Origin of the sequence: Brevundimonas sp., assembly GCF_041911375.1 — a bacterium.
Taxonomy (GTDB): Bacteria; Pseudomonadota; Alphaproteobacteria; order Caulobacterales; family Caulobacteraceae; genus Brevundimonas.
On the sequence record NZ_JAYRPA010000046.1, the window covers coordinates 1 to 16,921 of the forward strand.

The 16,921-nt window shown below is 68.9% G+C and carries 13 protein-coding genes and 1 tRNA gene; 7 read left to right on the forward strand and 7 right to left on the reverse strand.

Annotated features, from left to right (window positions below):
- Positions 1-272 precede the first annotated feature (272 nt).
- Positions 273-998, forward strand: coding sequence for a hypothetical protein (locus tag ACE3PU_RS09035; RefSeq protein ID WP_374388897.1), 726 nt, complete (start codon positions 273-275; stop codon positions 996-998).
- 213 nt (positions 999-1,211) lie between these two features.
- Positions 1,212-1,448, forward strand: a complete 237-nt coding sequence (locus ACE3PU_RS09040; protein ID WP_374388899.1) for a hypothetical protein — start codon at positions 1,212-1,214, stop codon at positions 1,446-1,448.
- 8 nt (positions 1,449-1,456) lie between these two features.
- Here ACE3PU_RS09040 and ACE3PU_RS09045 read toward each other — a convergent pair whose 3' ends face one another.
- The 7 genes from ACE3PU_RS09045 to ACE3PU_RS09075 all read right to left on the reverse strand — a co-directional run bounded on the left by ACE3PU_RS09045 (position 1,457) and on the right by ACE3PU_RS09075 (position 12,793).
- Positions 1,457-2,659 (reverse strand): MFS transporter, encoded by a 1,203-nt coding sequence (locus ACE3PU_RS09045; protein ID WP_374388901.1) that lies wholly within the window; start codon positions 2,657-2,659, stop codon positions 1,457-1,459.
- Positions 2,660-2,702: 43 nt separating this feature from the next.
- Positions 2,703-3,755 carry a LacI family DNA-binding transcriptional regulator gene (locus ACE3PU_RS09050; protein ID WP_374388903.1) on the reverse strand — a complete coding sequence of 351 codons (1,053 nt, stop codon included), beginning with the start codon at positions 3,753-3,755 and terminating at the stop codon, positions 2,703-2,705.
- A gap of 65 nt (positions 3,756-3,820) precedes the next feature.
- Entirely contained in the window at positions 3,821-5,353 is a 1,533-nt protein-coding gene (locus tag ACE3PU_RS09055; RefSeq protein ID WP_374388905.1) for a tryptophan halogenase family protein, read from the reverse strand.
- A gap of 8 nt (positions 5,354-5,361) precedes the next feature.
- On the reverse strand, positions 5,362-6,879 hold the full coding sequence (locus tag ACE3PU_RS09060; protein WP_374388907.1) for a tryptophan halogenase family protein: 1,518 nt from the start codon (positions 6,877-6,879) through the stop codon (positions 5,362-5,364).
- Positions 6,880-6,951: 72 nt separating this feature from the next.
- Positions 6,952-10,113 carry a TonB-dependent receptor gene (locus ACE3PU_RS09065; protein WP_374388910.1) on the reverse strand — a complete coding sequence of 1,054 codons (3,162 nt, stop codon included), beginning with the start codon at positions 10,111-10,113 and terminating at the stop codon, positions 6,952-6,954.
- Between the two features lie 48 nt (positions 10,114-10,161).
- The gene (locus ACE3PU_RS09070; RefSeq protein WP_374388912.1) at positions 10,162-12,441 is read right to left on the reverse strand and encodes a beta-glucosidase; all 2,280 of its coding nucleotides are present in this window, start codon (positions 12,439-12,441) and stop codon (positions 10,162-10,164) included.
- A 262-nt stretch (positions 12,442-12,703) separates the two neighbouring features.
- A tRNA-Ser gene (locus ACE3PU_RS09075) sits at positions 12,704-12,793 on the reverse strand.
- Between the two features lie 94 nt (positions 12,794-12,887).
- On the opposite strand from ACE3PU_RS09075, the gene ACE3PU_RS09080 reads away from it, so the two are divergent.
- From ACE3PU_RS09080 to ACE3PU_RS09100, 5 genes are read left to right on the forward strand one after another with little or no spacing between them, the layout of a single operon-like run.
- Positions 12,888-13,676, forward strand: coding sequence for a septal ring lytic transglycosylase RlpA family protein (locus tag ACE3PU_RS09080; RefSeq protein WP_374388914.1), 789 nt, complete (start codon positions 12,888-12,890; stop codon positions 13,674-13,676).
- A gap of 47 nt (positions 13,677-13,723) precedes the next feature.
- Complete coding sequence (gene tmk, locus ACE3PU_RS09085; protein ID WP_374388916.1) at positions 13,724-14,356, forward strand: dTMP kinase; 633 nt, start codon at positions 13,724-13,726, stop codon at positions 14,354-14,356.
- Positions 14,353-15,345 carry a DNA polymerase III subunit delta' gene (locus ACE3PU_RS09090; RefSeq protein ID WP_374388918.1) on the forward strand — a complete coding sequence of 331 codons (993 nt, stop codon included), beginning with the start codon at positions 14,353-14,355 and terminating at the stop codon, positions 15,343-15,345. Before tmk ends, ACE3PU_RS09090 begins: the two co-directional genes overlap by 4 nt.
- Positions 15,345-16,130: a TatD family hydrolase gene (locus ACE3PU_RS09095; protein ID WP_374388920.1), complete on the forward strand. Its 786-nt coding sequence runs from the start codon at positions 15,345-15,347 to the stop codon at positions 16,128-16,130. Before ACE3PU_RS09090 ends, ACE3PU_RS09095 begins: the two co-directional genes overlap by 1 nt.
- On the forward strand, positions 16,127-16,921 hold the full coding sequence (locus ACE3PU_RS09100) for an MBL fold metallo-hydrolase (protein WP_374388922.1): 795 nt from the start codon (positions 16,127-16,129) through the stop codon (positions 16,919-16,921). Before ACE3PU_RS09095 ends, ACE3PU_RS09100 begins: the two co-directional genes overlap by 4 nt.

Genomic DNA, 16,921 nt, shown 5'->3' on the forward strand with positions numbered 1-16,921 from the left:
ACGCCGCCGCCGCCGTACACCAGCCGCCAGCCCGCCGCCGCCGTCGCCGCGCCAAAGTCCCGCGCGGACTGCAGATAGGCGGGATCGGCGCCGTCGGACGAGGCGCAGAACAGGCAGACGGACGGACCGTCGAACGGCTGGATGGAGACGTCGGGAAGCGACATGGGGCCTCTGAATCTGGGAATGCGCGGCAGGCCATGGCCAAACCGCCGGCGGTCGAGCTAACACGAGCGGACCGCTGGGTCGCCAGTCCTATATCGTAGAGGCGAGGGATGGAACGTCGGATCGTCATCATGGCGACGCTGGTCGTCGCACTCGGCGCCTGCTCCGCCGGCGAGGACGCGCCGGCGCGCCCGACGGACGCCCCCGCGGCTTCGGCCTGGGTCCAGCCGCCGCGCATCGACGCGATCTCTCCGAACGGCGCGAGCCTGATCGTGCGGGGCGTCGCGGAGCCAGGGGCGCGGGTCGTGCTGCGCGGCGCGGACGGGGCCGCCGCGGCCGTGGCCGCCGATTCCAACGGACGATTCGAGCTGCGCATTCCCGCACCGCCGGCGCCCGTGCTGATGGCGCCCGAGGTGCAACTGGGCGAGGACGCGGCCGTCTCGCCCGATACGCTGGTGGTGATCCCGGGCGGGCCGGCGGCGTTGATCGCGGCAGGCGAGGCGACGCGCCGGCTGGATCGCGCCGGGCCGCTGGAAGCGGTCGATTTCGACGGGGCCGCCGTTCAGATGGTCGGACGGATCGCCGACGGCGCGGCGTCTGCGCCGACGCTCGTGGTCGACGGCGCGCCCCTGGCGGTCATGCGCCTGCCTAATGGGCGGTGGCGCGCCGTGCAGAGCGGGGGTGCCGCGCGCGAGATCGTCGTCGGGGGCCGCGCCTACGCCTATCCTGGCGCGCAGGCGCTTGAGGGCGAAGGGGTCGCGCGGACGGGGCAGGGGTGGCGGGTCGCCTGGGTCGGCCGGCCGTCGGGGCGTCAGGTGACCTGGCTGCCTGACTGAGCGATTAATCGCGAATTAACCAATTCGCTTAAGGAACGGGATGACCTCTGCGTATTGAGAGGCCACCATCACCGAACCTCATATCGGCCCGGCCCCGTCGCCGGGCCTATTTTTTGTTGAGGGCGATGGTTACGCAGAAGTGAACGCGGGCGCGACGCGAGGACTCCCGAAACGCCGGTTTGTATGGAAATCTGCTGGCGAAGGGATGTCGCCATGCCCATGCGCAGGACATTGATCCGGTCGGAAGCCGGCGTTCGGCTGCAGCGTATCGAGCGGCTGAGCGCCCAGCAGGTCACCCATCAGCAGTTCAGCCTGTCCAGCCTGCGTCGCCACGGCGCGCGGCTGTTTTCCGACCGGGATCAGGCGGAGGACGCCTTCGACCTGGAGGTGATCGCCGCGCTCAGCGACCCGGTCGTGGCCGACATGCAGCGTCGCGGCCTGATCGACTGAGGTCGCCGTCAGTTCGGGGACGGGCGGCCGATGGACAGCATCAACAGGGCGGCGGCGGCGCTGAACCCGGCCAGCAGCAGCAGCAGCGTCCGGTAGTCCGCGAACGACAGCACAGCCCAGGTCAGGCCCGGCCCCAGCATCGAGGGCAGGGTGTTCGACAGGTTCATCAGGCCCAGATCCCGCCCACGATGTCGGGGCGACGGTAGCAGCTTCATCGCATAGCTGGCGTGCAGGGCCAGGAAGACGGCCAGGGCGGCGCCGAAGAGGGCGTATCCCGCCACGGCGGCCGGCCAGCCCGCCGCGAAGGCCATGATCGTCAGCCCCAGGGCGCAGACCGAGGCCGCGCCCGCCAGCCAGGGCCGCCATCCGCCGCGCCGGTCGGTCGCCCAACCGATCGCCAGGCCGACGGGGGCGCTGGCCGCGGTCACAACGGCCGCGACGCCGGCCACGCGCGCGGCGACGATGTCCTTGGACGATCCCGCGTCGGGCAGGTCCGCGAGATAGTAGAGTAGGAAGGCGAACACGACCCCGCCGGCGACCTGCACCAGGAAACGGGCGACGCCGGCGCGGCCGAAGTCCGCGATCCGGCGTTTGCCGGGATCTGACAAGGCGGAGGGGGACGTCGCTGGCGCCGTGACGGGCGGGCGCGACAGGATGAACGGCAGCACCATGGCCGAGGTCGCCAGGGCCACGAGAAGCAGCTCCGCGCCGAAGGCCTGGATCGGTGCGAAGGTCGCCGCCACGCCCACCAGGGCGCCCGCCGGATAGACCAGCGCCAGAACGCCGCCGAGCAGGCCGCGGCGCTTGTCCGGCGTCTCTTCGGCGAAGGCGGCCATCAGCGGCCCCAGGATCAGGTTCAGGGCGAACTGGAACGCGACTATGGCCGCCAGAAGCGAGACCGGGCCGGCGCTGCGGGCGATCATCAGGAAGGACAGCAGGAAGCCGACCAGGCCCACCGCCATCCAGCCCCGACGTCCCAACCGCCCGTCACGGGTTCGGTCGCTGGCCCAGCCGCCGAGGACGCCGCCCAGGCTGGCGGACCCCGCGCCGCCGATGGCGCACAGACTGAGCCAGCCGACTTGCCCATCCGCCGGGACCATCTCCGACAGTTTCAGCGGGAGCAGCAGGGTGAGCAGCGGCACATAGCCGACCACGACGCCGGCGTAGGCCAGGCCCTGAAGGCCGAGGTGGGAGTGACGATAGGCCGACATCGGACGCGCAATAGGACGCAGTCGGGCCTCGGTGGCAATCGGCCTAATCGCGTCGCGGCCGCGCCGGGCCGGTCGAGTCGCGTTCGACCAGGGAGAAGGGCACGATCCAGTCGCCGGGCAGGGTCGTCTCGCCCGCCTTGGCCCGCATCAGCAGGTCTGCGGCCTGGGCGGTCATGGCCGCGATGGGCTGGCGGATCGCCGTTAGCGGCGGATGGCTGAAGCGGACGATCGGCGTGTCGTCGAAGCTGATGATCGCCAGGTCGTCGGGAACCGACAGGCCGCGCTCATTGGCCACCTTCAGGGCCGCCAGCGCCATCTGGTCGTTGCTGGCCACGACGGCGGTCGGCGGATGCGCCAGGGCCAGAAGCGCCGTCATGGCGGCGACGCCCGAGTCGAAACTGAAGTCGCCCGGCTGCACCAGGTCGGGATCGAACAGGTCCCGCGCACGCAGGGCGCCCGCATAGCCTTCAAGCCGTGCGGCGCTCAGGGCGTATTCGTCGCTGCCGGCGATGAAGGCGACGCGGCGATGGCCCAGATCCAGCAGGCGGCAGGTGGCGACGCGGGCGGCCTCGGCGTCGTCCATGGCGATGGCGAAGCCCGCGCCCTCGGCCTGCGACCCGATCCGCGCGAACGGCAGACCGCGCTGCGTCAGAAGCTCGGTGATCAGCGGATTGTCCGAGTGCGGCGGCGTGAGGATCACCCCGTCCGGGTTCAGCGCGGCGATGGCGCCCGCGACCTCGCGCTCGACGTTGCTGGAATGGGTGTCGACCAGTTCGAAGATCATGCGGTAGCCGCGCTTGGCGCATTCCAGCATGCCGCCCATCAGCATCTGGTCGACCCAGTCCGTGCCCTGGCCCGACGTCCAGCCTTCGATCGTGCGGTCACGGTCGTTCAGCGCCAGCAAGAGGTAGGAACGCGAACCGCCCATCCGGCGCGCGGCCAGGCTTGGGGTGTAGCCGAGCTTGGCGATGGCGGCGTTGACCCGCGCCTTGACCTCGGGGCGCACGTTCGGGCCGTCGTTGATGACCCGTGACACGGTCTGCAAGGAGACGTCGGCCTCGGCGGCGACATCCTTGATGGTTATCGCGCGGGCCAAGACGTCACTTCCTCATGCATCTTCACCACCATGTCAGCTTTGCCGTTTCGAAAGCAAGCGGGGGCTCAGACCGGGACCCGCCAATCGGGCGTGGGCGCCGTGCAGTGGTCCCTCAGGAAGTCGCCGTGGCTGGGCAGGCCGTCGACCGCCCGGCGAATGACGGCCGAGACCTGATCCAGATGGGCCGGCAACGGTCCATAGTCCATCCGGTCCATGAAGGGATGGTAGGCGCGCGGCCGCACGCCCATGCCCTCCAGCACCGATTGCCAGCTGACGTCGCGGAACATCAGATCGACGCCTTCGCGCACCGTCCCGTTGGTCTTGAACAGGTCGATCTTGCTCTGAAGGGACTCCGGCAGCTCCATGTCGCGACAGGCGCGCCAGAAGTCGTTGTCGTCCCTTTGGGTCGTCGCATAGTGCAGGATGACGAAGTCGCGGATCTCCTCGTAATCCTGGGTCATGCGCCGGTTGTACTCGGCGATCAGGTTCGGATCGCAGTCGGCGTCGGGCATGAACCGCAGGAAGAAGTCCACGCCGCGATAGATCAGGTGCAGGGCCGTGGACTCCAGGGGCTCGATGAAGCCGCCGGCCAGTCCCAGGGACAGGACGTTCTTGCGCCACAGCTCCTCGCGCATGCCGGTGCGGAAGGGAATGACCCACGGATCGACGACGGGTTCGCCCTCGGCCTGGGCCAGCAGGGTCGCCAGGGCCTCGTCGTCGCTGACATGCTTGTCGCAGAAGACGTAGCCGGCGCCGCTGCGTTCCTGCAGCGGGATCCGCCAGCACCAGCCGTGCGCCTGGGCGTGGGCCAGGGTGTAGGGGCCGGGCGGGGTGGGGTTGGTGACCTGCAGGGCGACGGCGCGATTGCACATCAGCCAGGGCGACCAGTCGTGATAGCCGACGCCCAGGGTCTTGCCGATCAGCAGGGCGCGGAACCCGGTGCAGTCGATGAAGAAGTCGGCCTCGATGCGCCGCCCGTCCTTGAGAACGACCGCCTCGACGAAGCCGTCCGGCCGCTGCGCCACCTGGTCCACGATGCCCTCGGTCCGCGTGACGCCTCGGGCTTCCGAATAGCGGCGAAGGAACTGCGCCATTCTGCGGGCGTCGATGTGGACGGCGTAGGCGGCGTTGGCGACCGGCGTGCGCGGCGCCTTGAACGGCAGCATGAACCGGTCTTGGCGGATCATCACCGAGGCGGCGGCGAACTCCTGCAGGCCGCGGGGATAGCCCTCGGCCTGAGACCGGAGCCAGGCCTGGTGGAAGTCTTCCAGGTCGGAGGGCAGGCCGAACCGGCCGAAGGGGTGGATGTAGTCCTCGCCTTTCAGCTTCCAGTCCTTGAAGAGGATGCCCAGCTTGAAGGACCCCTTCACCTCCTTGAGGAAGTCCTGCTCGTTGACCCCAAGGCGGGCCAGCATCTGCAGGAAAGGCGGGATCGTCGATTCACCGACGCCGACGATGCCGATGTCGTCGGACTCGACCAGTTCGATCTCGGCCAGCCGGCCCTTGAAATGCTCGGACATCAGCGCGGCGGCGATCCAGCCGGCCGAACCTCCGCCGACGATGCAGATCTTCTTCAGGGGGCGACGGGATTCGTCCATCGAGCGGCTCACGGGGTTGGGGCGCGATCAAGCGCATTGAGGAATTGGGCGTGTTCGGGCGTCTGGTCGACCAGACGACGGATGTTGTCGCGCATGTCGCGAAGGCTGCGCGCGAGATAGGCGGGCTCCATCGCATCGACGGACGGGTCGTAGTCGTCTGGAAAGACGCCGAAGCCGTCGTAGATCGCCAGCCAACTGGCGGGATGGAACATTTCCCAGCGATAGCGGACGAACTGGCCGCGCGCGGTCCAGAGGTCGATCTTGCGCTGCAGGGTCTCCGGCACCGCCATTTCGCGACAGTCGCGCCAGAAGGCGGAGTCCGTCCGACGGTTCAGCTTGTAGTGCAGGATGACGAAGTCGCGCACGCGCTCCATCTCGCGCGCGCTCTGGTCGTTGTATTCGTCGATTACGGGCCGGGCGAAGCGGCGGTCGGGAAACAGCTGCTTCAACCGCTCGATCCCGGTCTCGATCAGGGCGATGCTGGTGCTTTCCAGCGGCTCGAGGAAGCCTGCGGACAGGCCGATGGCGACGCAGTTCCTGGCCCAGGCCTGGGCGCGGCGGCCAGGCCGGAAAGGAATGCGGCGCGGCTCGGCGAGGGGATCGCCCAGCAGATGCGGCGTCAGCTCCGCCAGCGCCTGCTCGTCGCTGAGGTGCGCGCTCGAGAAGACCAGGCCGTTGCCCGCGCGATGGCGTAGCGGAATGCCCCATTGCCAGCCGGCCGAGCGGGCCGTGACGCGGGTGTAGGGCGGCGGGGCCTCGCCGGGACGGTTCTGGCTTTGAACCGCGAAGGCGGCGTCGCAGGGCAGCCAGCGGCCCCAGTCCTCGAACGGCACGCCCAGGGCTTCGCCGATCACCAGGGCGCGAAAGCCGGAGCAGTCGACGAACAGGTCGCCTTCGACCTCTCGTCCGTCGTCCAGGGTCGCGGCGCGCACGAAGCCGTCCTCGGGCCGCAGCTCGACCGAACGGATGCGAGCGTCGATCCGGGCGCAGCCTCCGGCCTGGGCATAGGCGCGCATGTGCTGGGCGAAGAGGGCGGCGTCCAGATGCAGGGCCCAGTCGAAGACCGACAGCTGTGTGGGGGGATTGGCCGCAGGCTGGGCGAACTTGCCGTCGGCGGCCAGGGCGGCGCCCAGCGAATAGGCGGCCAGGGGCGTGTCGTCGCCAGCCTGTCGCTGCTTCAGCCAGTAGTGATGAAAGCCGGTTCCTCGCACGTCCTGGCCGTAGTGGCCGAACGGATGAATGAAGTCGGAGCCCGGCCCGGACCAGTCGAGAAAGCGGATGCCCAGCTTGCAGGTCGCCTGGGTCGCCCGCATGACCGCTTCGTCGGTCATGCCCAGCTGGGCGTAGAAGCGGCGGATCGTGGGGATGGTCGCTTCGCCGACGCCGATCGTGCCGATCTCGGACGACTCGACGAGCGTGATCTTCACCGGGGTCGAACGGAAGTGCTGGACCAGGGCGGCGGCCGTCATCCAGCCTGCGGTCCCTCCGCCCACGATGACGACGGACCGGATGCGGTGGTCTTCCATGGCGGATCCTGAATACCGAAAAAGGCGGCCGGCGACACGAATGCGTCGCCGGCCCAGTCGCTCAGGAAGAAGTCAGAAGCGAGCGCGTATCCCGATGGAGTAGCGCGGCTCGAACTGATTGCGGCTGTGGAACTGCTGCTGTCCGGGCTCGAACTCGAAATAGTACTCTTCGATCTCGCCGAAGATGTTCGAGCCGTTGGCGTACACAGTCACCATGTCGTTGACGTCATAGGTGATGTTAGCGTCCACATACTGCGCCGTATCCTGGAAGATCGGAATGGCGCCGAAGGTGTTGGCCAGACGCGGCGTACGATAGTTCCACGCCACCCGGGCCTGCAGACGATCGCCCTGGTACCAGACCGCGGCGTTCATCGATTGCTCGGAGTTGTCGGGGAAGGGCAGATCCTCGCCCGACAGGTTCTGCGCGTTCTGAGAACTGTCGGAGTAGGTGTAGCTGCCGTCGAAGCCGAAGTCCCTCCAGATGGGCGTGTCGATGAAGTCCGACAGGCCGATCTTGGCCCCGATCTCGACGCCCTGGAGTTCGCCGCCTTCACCCTGGACCGGACGGTTCACATCCACCAGGCGACGGATGACGCCGTCGCCGTCCGGATATTCGCCGCTGAGCGGCACCGTTTCGCGCGTGACGAAGCTTTCGATGTTCAGGCGGAAGATGCCGATGTTGAACATCGTCGCCGGCCCGAAATAGTACTCGAGCGCCAGGTCGTAGTTGTCCGACCGCCACGGGTTCAGCTCCACCGTGCCGCCCAGGGTCGCCCCGGTGACGCGACGGACGCCGACGGGCGGCATGGTCGGGTCGACAGGCGCGCCGGGTTCGGGCTCGGGCGTGTCGGCGGTCGAGATGGTGACGCCGCCGCCGTAGTTGCCCAGGTCCAGCGGGATCATGGTCTTGGCGTAGGCGAAACGCAGCTTCAGCTGGTCGCTGAATTCGTACTGCAGGTTCAACGACGGCAGCCAGTCCGTGTAGCTTCGGCTGGAGATGGTGTCGCCGATGTCGTTGTTGGTGTCGCCGTAGGCGCGCGTGTCGCCCGTCAGGTTCTGGCGCGCACGCAGCTCGGTGCGGACCATGCGAACGCCGACATCGCCGCTCAGTTGTCCGAACTCGATGGCGCCGTTCACATAGGCGGCGTCCTCGTACAGGTCGACATCATAGGTGTTGCCCGGGATGATGACCTCGTAGGCGTTGCCGAACACCCGCTCCTGGAACGACCGGACATCGTCGAAGTCGCGCGGATCGGCCACCCACACGCCCGGAAGGCCGGTGGTGATCGAGCCGTAGTTGTCCAGGAAGTAGGTGTTGTTGTTTTCGCGCAGCAGCGTCGGACGGTTGACCGTGTAGCCCTGGAAGCAGGTCGGGGCGTTGGCCACGGCGCCGGAGGTGCAGCTTCCCGCCTCGACGATCGGAGCGGTCGGATCGAACGACGGGTTGGTGACGAACTCGCCCGCGCGGCACTGCGGATTGTCCATGACGACGTCGATGGCCTTCCACTGCGCCGAGCAGCCCGCCTGGTTGCCCGCGCCCTGGCCGGCGTAGAAGTCCGAGAACAGGTGGAAGTTGCGGATCTCCACCTCGCGCGAACTGTGGCGAACGCCGGCGTCGACCCGGGTGAGGAAGCCGAACGCGGGCGCGTCCTGGAACTCGTACGAGCCGTCGAAGCGGACCACGGTCAGGTCGGAGTTGTTGCGTTGGTTGCCTTCCGACGAATAGGCGCCGACCGTGTAGCTGTCGAGGTTCGACATGTACTGGGTCAGCGGAACCTCGCCGAGGCCGCCGGAGATCGGATTGTCGAAGCCGCTCCAGGCCAGGGTGCCGCCGCTGATGTCGATATGGACAAGCGGATCTTCGCCGTAGCCGTACGGGTTCGGATTGATGTAGCGACCGCCTTGGCTGCCGACCACGCCGTTCGAGTATTGCGAGGCGGGATACAGGGCGGCGATCGACGCGGGGTAGAAGGTGCCGCGCGTCCGGTCGCCCGCCTGCCGGAACAGGGTGAAGGCGCGGTCAGGCGAATACTGCCAGTTCGACAGGTCGCCCTGAACCTGGCCGTTCATGCTCTCCAGGCTGGCTTCGGCCTTGATGGCGCGCGCCGTGAAGGTGAACGGTCCGCCCTTGTCGTAGTCCAGCTCCAGGTTGAAGTTGGTCGACTCGTTCTCGGTCGCCCGGTTGACGGTGAACGAGTTCATCCACCAGACGTCAAGGTCGTACTCGCTGACGTTCAGCCACGGATTGCCGTTGTTGCCGTTCACGCCGGTTTCGACGAACTCGGTCGGCGTGGTCCAGGTCACCCCGCTCCAGCGGTTGGAGATGTTCAGGCCGGCGGCGCGGTTGTATTCCTGCTGGTGGGTGTAGAAGACCTCACCGGTCAGGCGGATGCCGTCCTCGATGTCGAACTGGAAGGCGCCGTTCAGGCTGTAGCGCTCACGCTCGACGACGCGGTTGAAGCTGTCGTAGCCGTGGGGCGCGATCCAGTTGTCGGCGTCGCCGCCCCAGTCGTTGTTGCCCATGACGCTCTGGCTGATGCCAGAGTAGTTGTTGCCCAGGTTGGAATTGCTGATGACGCCCGACAGCATCGCGCCGAAGCGGTCGCCGCGCCAGTTCAGCAGGCCGTTGAACAGATAGTCCGACTCCTTGGTGCGCTCGCCGGTCTGATATTCGGCGGCGGTGAAGACGGTCGGGCCGTAGTCGAAGTCCATCGGCCGGCGGGTGCGCAGGTCGATGGTGCCCGAGATGCCGGACAGGGCGTTCGAGACGTCCTGCGACTTGAACACGACGATCGAGTTCATCAGCTGCGAGGGCACGTCGTTCAGGTTCGGCTGGGCGCTGCCCAGGTTGCCCGGCGCCAGATACTGTTCGCCGTTCAGCAGGGTGATGACCTGCGGCAGGCCGCGGATGTTGACGGTCGAGCCTTCGCCCGCCGTGCGCTGGACCTGAATGCCCGGAATGCGCTGCAGGGCGTCGGCGACGGTGACGTCGGGCAGCTTGCCGATGTCCTCCGCCGAAATGGCGTCCACGAGCGCGGTTTCGTTGCGCTTGATGTCGATGGCCTGAGCCTGCGAGGCGCGGATGCCGGTGACGACGATTTCGTCGACCTGCGTCACGCCCTGGTCCATGGGGACCTGATCCTGGGGCGCGTCCGCCGTCTGGGCGTAGGCCGGCGCGACGAGCGCCGAACTGGCCAGCAGGGCCGCGACCAGGGGTCGCTGGTGAATTCTCATTGTGTCTTTCCTCCCTCTTTGCAGCGCCGCGTGCGTTGGCGGCTGGTCTCAGGGCCTCGTGGCGGTCCCTGAAATGGTGGTTTCGCCGGTCACGCCGGGATCTTCGGCGTCACGAGCGATGGAGACGGCGTACGCCCCCTCGGCGATGCGCCAGCCCGGCAGGCTGGTGTCGTAGTTCGCCAGGATGCGGGGTTCGGCCTTGATGACGACGCGGCGCGTCTCGCCCGGCTGGAGCGCCAGGCGGGACCAGCCGGCCAGGCGGCGGGGCTGGTCGCCGGCGGCGGGCCGGACGTAAAGCTGGGGCACGTCGACGCCGGCGACGCGGCCGGTGTTGGTCACGTCGACGCTGACGCTGACGCCGTCGGTGTTCGACACCGTCAGATTGTCATAGGCGAAGGTCGTGTAGCTGAGGCCGTGCCCGAACGGGAACAGCGGCTTCAGGTTCTGGCGGTCATACCAGCGATAGCCGACGTCGGCGCCTTCGACATAGTCGACGGCGAAGTCCTGCATGCCGGGGGCGGGCGGGGCGCCGGGATTGGCGGCGGCGTCCGCGGCGGCGCTGTCGGCGGCCTTCATCAGATCCAGGCCCGGCGGGACCGGACGAGGCGGCTGGTCGGCCGTGGCGGGGAAGGTGATCGGCAGGCGGCCCGACGGATTGACCTGGCCGAACAGGATGCGGGCGATGGCCTCGCCGCCGCGCTGACCGGGATACCAGGCCTGAATGACGGCGGGCGTCTGGTCCAGCCAGGGCATCAGCACCGGACCGCCGGTCTCCAGCACCACGACCGTCTTCGGATTGGCCTGGGCCGCCGCCGCGATCAGGGCGTTCTGCTCGGCCGCCAAATCCAGGTTCTCGGAATCAACCGCCTCGGTGCTCCACTTGGTCGCGAAGACCACGACGACATCGGCCGCCGCCGCCGCCGCGCGGGCGGCTTCGAGATCGTCGCCGGCGGTGAAGGTCACCGTCGCCTGCGGGGCCAGCGCGCGGATCGCGTTCAGCGGCGAAGAGGCGTGGTAGGTGTAGCGCGCGAAGGAGGCCGCCGCGCCCGACGTCAGCGGCACCTCGACCGGCGCGCCGCCGACCGAGCGGACCTGGGACGAGCCGCCGCCCGACAGGACGCCGACATCGGCATGGCCGCCGATCAGGGCGATGGTGCGGGCGTTCGCCGCCAGCGGCAGGACGCCGCCTTCGTTCTTCAGCAGGACGATGCCCGCCTCGGCCGCGCGCTGTGCGACCTCCGCATTGGCGGCGTAGTCGATGGGCTGGGGCTCGGTCACCACCGGCGCGTCCAGCACGCCCGCGTCGATCAGGCCGATCAGGAAGCGGCGGACCATGTCGTCCAGCCGCGCCTGCGGAATCTGGCCCGCCTCCAGCGCTTCACGGAACGGCGCGTCGAAATATAGAGCCTTGTCCAGTTCCTGGCCCGAAGCCTGGTCCAGCCCGGCCATGGCCGCCTTGACGGTGGAATGAACCGCGCCCCAGTCGGACATGACCCAGCCTTCGTAGCCCCAGTCGCGCTTGAGCACCTGGTTCAGAAGGAAGTCGTTCTCGCAGGCCCAGTCGCCGTTGACCTTGTTGTAGGCGCACATGACCGAGGCGGGATCGCCGATCTCGATGGCGATCTGGAAGGCCAGCAGGTCGCTTTCACGCAACGCCGCCTCGTCCAGGCGGGCGTCCATGATCATCCGCCCCGTTTCCTGGGAGTTGAAGGCGAAGTGCTTGATGGTGGAGACGATGTGGTTGGACTGGACCCCCCGGATGTGCTCGCCGGCCATGACGCCGGCCAGCAGCGGATCCTCGCCCAGATATTCGAAGTTGCGGCCCGCCCAGGGATCGCGCGTCAGGTTGACCCCGCCGGCCAGCAGGACGTTGAAGGTCTTGGCCCGGGCCTCGGCGCCGATCATGGCCCCGCCGGCGTAGGCGATCTCGGGATCGAAGCTGGCCGCGGTGGCCAGGCTGGCGGGCAGGGCGGTGGCGACATCGCCCTTGCGCTGCTCGACCTGATTGGCGACGCCCAGGCTGGCGTCGCTTTCGCGGATGTTCGGGATGCCCAGGCGCGGGATGCCGGGGATGTGGCCGGCGGAGGGGATCATGTCCTCGACGGGCGCGCCGGGCGTCCGGTCGGCCAGCGGCGGGAAGTAGCCGTGGATCAGCTGCAGCTTCTCGTCCTGCGTCATCTGCGCCAGCAGGGCGTCCGCGCGCTGGGCCGCGGTTTGCGACGCGGCGGCGACCGCAGGAGCCGGTTGCGCCTGCGCCCAGGCGGGCGAGGTCGTCGCCAGGGCGACGACGAACAGAGATGCGCCGAACAGAAGCGGACGAGAACGCATGGAGACTCCCCGGAAGACATCAAAGGACCGCCCCTCGCGGCCATCAGTTGTCAGGAGAATCGGTCCCGCGACGTCGCGCGGCGCGACGGATGCATGGTCCAAAGGGCGCGGAATGACGGGAAATAGCCCGTCTGTCGCTCCCGAATCCTCCCTGAGCGGAAGAGTCTGACGCTCTTCTCGAGTCGCTTTGAAGCATGAAATGAGAACGTTCACAACGACAACGCGGAATTGCCGCGATCACGCTGTGCAACAAGAGGGGGAATGGCGGGTGGTGAGAGATTCGAACTCTCGGAAGCCTCGCAGCTTCGCCGGTTTTCAAGACCGGTGCATTAAACCGCTCTGCCAACCACCCGCGGCGCGGACGCCATAGCAAACGAATGTGTCATTAACCAAAGGGGAAATCTCGTCCGTCATGCTGCAAGCATGGTTAAGCGGCGAGGCGTGCGATGACGGCGCGGAAGATGGGGCGAGGCGCCCTGGTCGTGGCGATGTTCTCCCTGCTGGCGGCCTGCTCCAGCCTGGGCGGGCGCGGCGCGCCGGCCAGCGCGCCCGTGGTCCGCGATCCGGCGCCGATCGTGTCGGGGACGATGCGCCCCTATCAGGTGCGCGGGCGCTGGTACCGCCCGGAAGAGCAGCCGAACTACGACGAGGTCGGCATGGCCTCCTGGTACGGCTCGGCTCACAACGGAAGGCCCACGGCGACGGGCGAGCGTTTCGACATGAACGCCCTGACGGCGGCGCACAAGACGCTGCCGCTGCCGGGACTGGTCGAAGTGACCAATCTGGACAATGGCCAGCGCGTCGTGGTGCGCATCAACGATCGCGGGCCGTTCGCCGAGGGCCGCATCATCGACCTGTCGCGCGAGGCGGCCGACGAGCTGGGCCTGCTGGCGAAGGGCGTCGGAAGGGTTCGCGTCCGCTATCTGGGCCGCGCGCCGCGGCTGGGCGGGGGCGCGGTGCTGACGGCGTCGACGACGTCGTCTCGGCCCCCGGCGCCGACCGACGCCGCGGGCGCCGAAGCCGGGCCCTTCTGGGTCCAGGCCGGGGCCTTCTCCGACGCCGACCAGGCCCGGCGAATCGCCGACAGCCTGAGCGGCTGGGTGCGGGCCAACGGCGCGGACGCCCAGTTCCGCGTCGTCGTGGGGCCGTGGGACGACGCCAATGCGGCGGAAAGCGCCCGTCAGGCGGTCGTGGCGCGCGGCTATGTCGACGCCCTGTTGATATCCGGAAGCTGATCGTCGCGGGGCTTGCGTCCGGGCTCGCCGGGGCGCCATGAAGCCTCGTGACCCGTGGAAAGTTCATCACCTTCGAGGGCGGCGAGGGCGCCGGCAAGTCGACCCAGGTCGGCCGTCTGGTCGCCCGCCTGCAAGCGCTGCTGGGCGAGCGAACCGTGGTGCGCACCCGGGAGCCCGGCGGCTCGAAGGGCGCCGAGGTGATCCGCAACCTGGTCGTGGCCACCGAGGCCGAGCCCTGGTCGGCGATGACCGAGACGCTGCTGATGTACGCGGCGCGATCCGACCATCTCGAGAACACCATCCGGCCGGCGCTGGAGGCGGGCGATTGGGTGGTGTGCGACCGCTTCGCCGATTCCAGCCGCGCGTATCAGGGCGCGGGCGGCGGGGTGGCCCAGAGCTTCATCGAACAGATCGACGCCGGCGTGGTCGGCGAGGACCAGCCGGACCTGACCCTGGTGTTCGACCTGCCGGTCGAGGTGGGCCTGGAGCGGGCGTTCGGGCGCGGCCTGTTCGAGACCCGCTTCGAATCCAAGGGGCTGGAGTTCCACCAGCGGCTGCGCGAGGGCTTTCTGCGCATCATTGAGGCCAATCCGCAGCGTTGCGTCCGGATCGACGCGGTCGGCGACCTCGACGAGGTCGAGGCGCGGGTCTGGCGGGCGGTCGAGGAGCGGCTGCTGTGAGCGAGGACCACCCCCGCGACCGGTTCGACCTGGTTCCCGACGCCCAGGCCGAGACGGCCTTCCTGGATGCCTGGGAGCGGGGACGGCTGCACCACGCCTGGCTGCTGTGCGGGGTCGAGGGGACGGGCAAGGCGACCTTCGCCCATCGCGCCGCGCGGCGACTGATGGGGGCGGCGGCCGATCCGGCGCGCGGGCCGCTGGGCGCGCGCCGCGACGATGCCGTCAGCCGGCTGATCTCGGCCCAGGCCCATCCCGACCTGCTGGTGCTGGAGCGGACGGTGGAGGGCGGCAAGGTCAAGAAGTCGATCTCGGTCGACCAGGCGCGGGAACTGCCGGAGTTCTTTTCCAAGAGCCCGTCTCAGGCGCGCTATCGCGTGGCGATCATCGACGCGGCCGACGACCTGAACCTGAACGCCGCCAACGCCCTGCTGAAGGTTCTTGAGGAACCGCCCGAGCGCGGGGTGCTGTTCCTGGTCACCCATGCGCCGGGCCGTCTGCTGGCCACGATCCGGTCGCGGTGCCGGCGTCTGAGTTTCCCGATCTGGCCGCAGGACCGGCTCGAGACGCTGGTCCGCAACCGCACGGGCGCCGAGCCCGAGGACGCGGCCCATGCAGCGGCGATGGCCGGAGGCTCGCCGGGCGCCGCGCTGGCGCTGGCGTCGGGCGCGACCTTCGAGATGGACCAGCTGGCGCGGCAATGGGTGTTGGGCGACATCGACCGGGCCGAAGCCCTGGCCGTCGCCGACAAGTTTCGCGGCGCCGAGGGGCAAGAGCGGTTCGAGACCCTGATGGACCGGCTGATCGCGGCGGTTCGGATGCGCGCGCTGGAGGCCCCGCCCGGCATGGGAAACCGCTGGGCCGAACTGTGGGAGCGGCTGAGCCCGCTGCCTGACCGCGCGGCGGGCCTGAACCTGGATCGGGGCGACGTTCTGGCCGCGACCCTCGCCGACATCCGGCGCACCCGCGCGAGAACGGAGGCCACAGGCTGATGCTGATCGACAGCCACGTGAACCTTCACGCCCCGCAGTTCGACGAGGATCGCGACGCGGTCATCGAGCGGGCGCGCGCGGCGGGGGTGCGGCTGATGGTCGAGATTTCCGACCGGCTGACGACCTTCGAGGCCACCCACGGCCTGGCCATGGCGCACGACGACATCTGGTGCACCGTCGGCGTTCACCCTCATGAGGCCAAGGACGCCGCGGACCTGACGGCGGAGACGTTGGTGCGACTGGCCGGGCGCCCCAGGGTGGTCGGCATCGGCGAATGCGGCCTGGATTTCCACTACGACCTGAGCCCGCGCGAGGTGCAGGCGGCGGTGTTTCGCCAGCATGTGGCGGCGGCGCGGGAAACCGGTCTGCCGCTTGTAATCCACACGCGCGAGGCCGACGCCGTCATGGCCGAAATCCTGCGGGAGGAACACGCCGCCGGGCCGTTCCGGATGCTGATGCACTGCTACACCAGCGGCGCTGAGCTGGCGGCGACGGCCGCGGAACTGGGCGCCTGGTTCTCGGTTTCCGGCATCGCCACCTTCAAGGCGGCCGAAGAGGTGAGGGCGATCATCCGCGACATGCCTGCCGATCGGATCATCGTCGAGACCGACTGCCCCTATCTGGCGCCGGTTCCGCACCGGGGCCGTCGCAACGAGCCGGCCTATGTCGGCCTGGTCCTCGACAAGCTGGCCGAGATACGGGGCTGGAGCGCCGAGGAGGCCGATGTGCGCACGACCGACGCCTTCTTCGCCCTGTTCGACCGTATCTCGAGGCCGGCGGCATGAGCCTGAAGGTCGTCATCCTGGGCTGCGGCTCGTCGGGCGGGGTGCCGCGCGGCGATGGCGACTGGGGCGCCTGCGATCCGGCCGAACCGAGAAACCGCCGCACGCGCTGCTCCATGCTGGCGCGCCGCACAGGGCCGGACGGCGTCACCAACGTCCTGATCGACACCTCGCCGGACCTGCGTGAGCAGATGCTGGCCAGCGGCACGAAGCACATAGATGCGGTGCTCTACACCCACGACCATGCCGACCAGACGCACGGCATCGACGATCTGAGGGTTTTCGCCACGCGGGCCAGACAGCGGATCCCCGCCTGGATGGACGCGGCGACGCACGCCGCGCTCAGTCACCGCTTCGACTACATCTTCGAGATGAAGCTGGGCTATCCGGCGCTGCTGGACGCCCGCATCGTTCCTCCGCACGGACAGGCCTGGAGCATCGAGGGCGCCGGCGGGGCGATCCCAGTCGTCACCTTCGACCAGGCGCACGGTCCGATCCGTTCGGTCGGCTACCGGCTGGGCGACATGGCCTATTCCAGCGACGTGTCGGATCTGGACGACGCCGCCCTCGACGCCGTGCGCGGCTGCAAGCTGTGGATCGTGGACGCCCTGCGCTACGCCCCGCACCCGACCCACGCCCATCTGGATCGCGCCCTGGAATGGATCGCGGCGGCGGATGTCGAGCGGGCCGTGCTGACCAACCTGCATATCGACATGGACTACCGCGCGCTGTCGGCCCTGCTGCCGCCCAATGTCGAGGTCGCCTTCGACGGCTGGACGCAGCGGATCGACTGA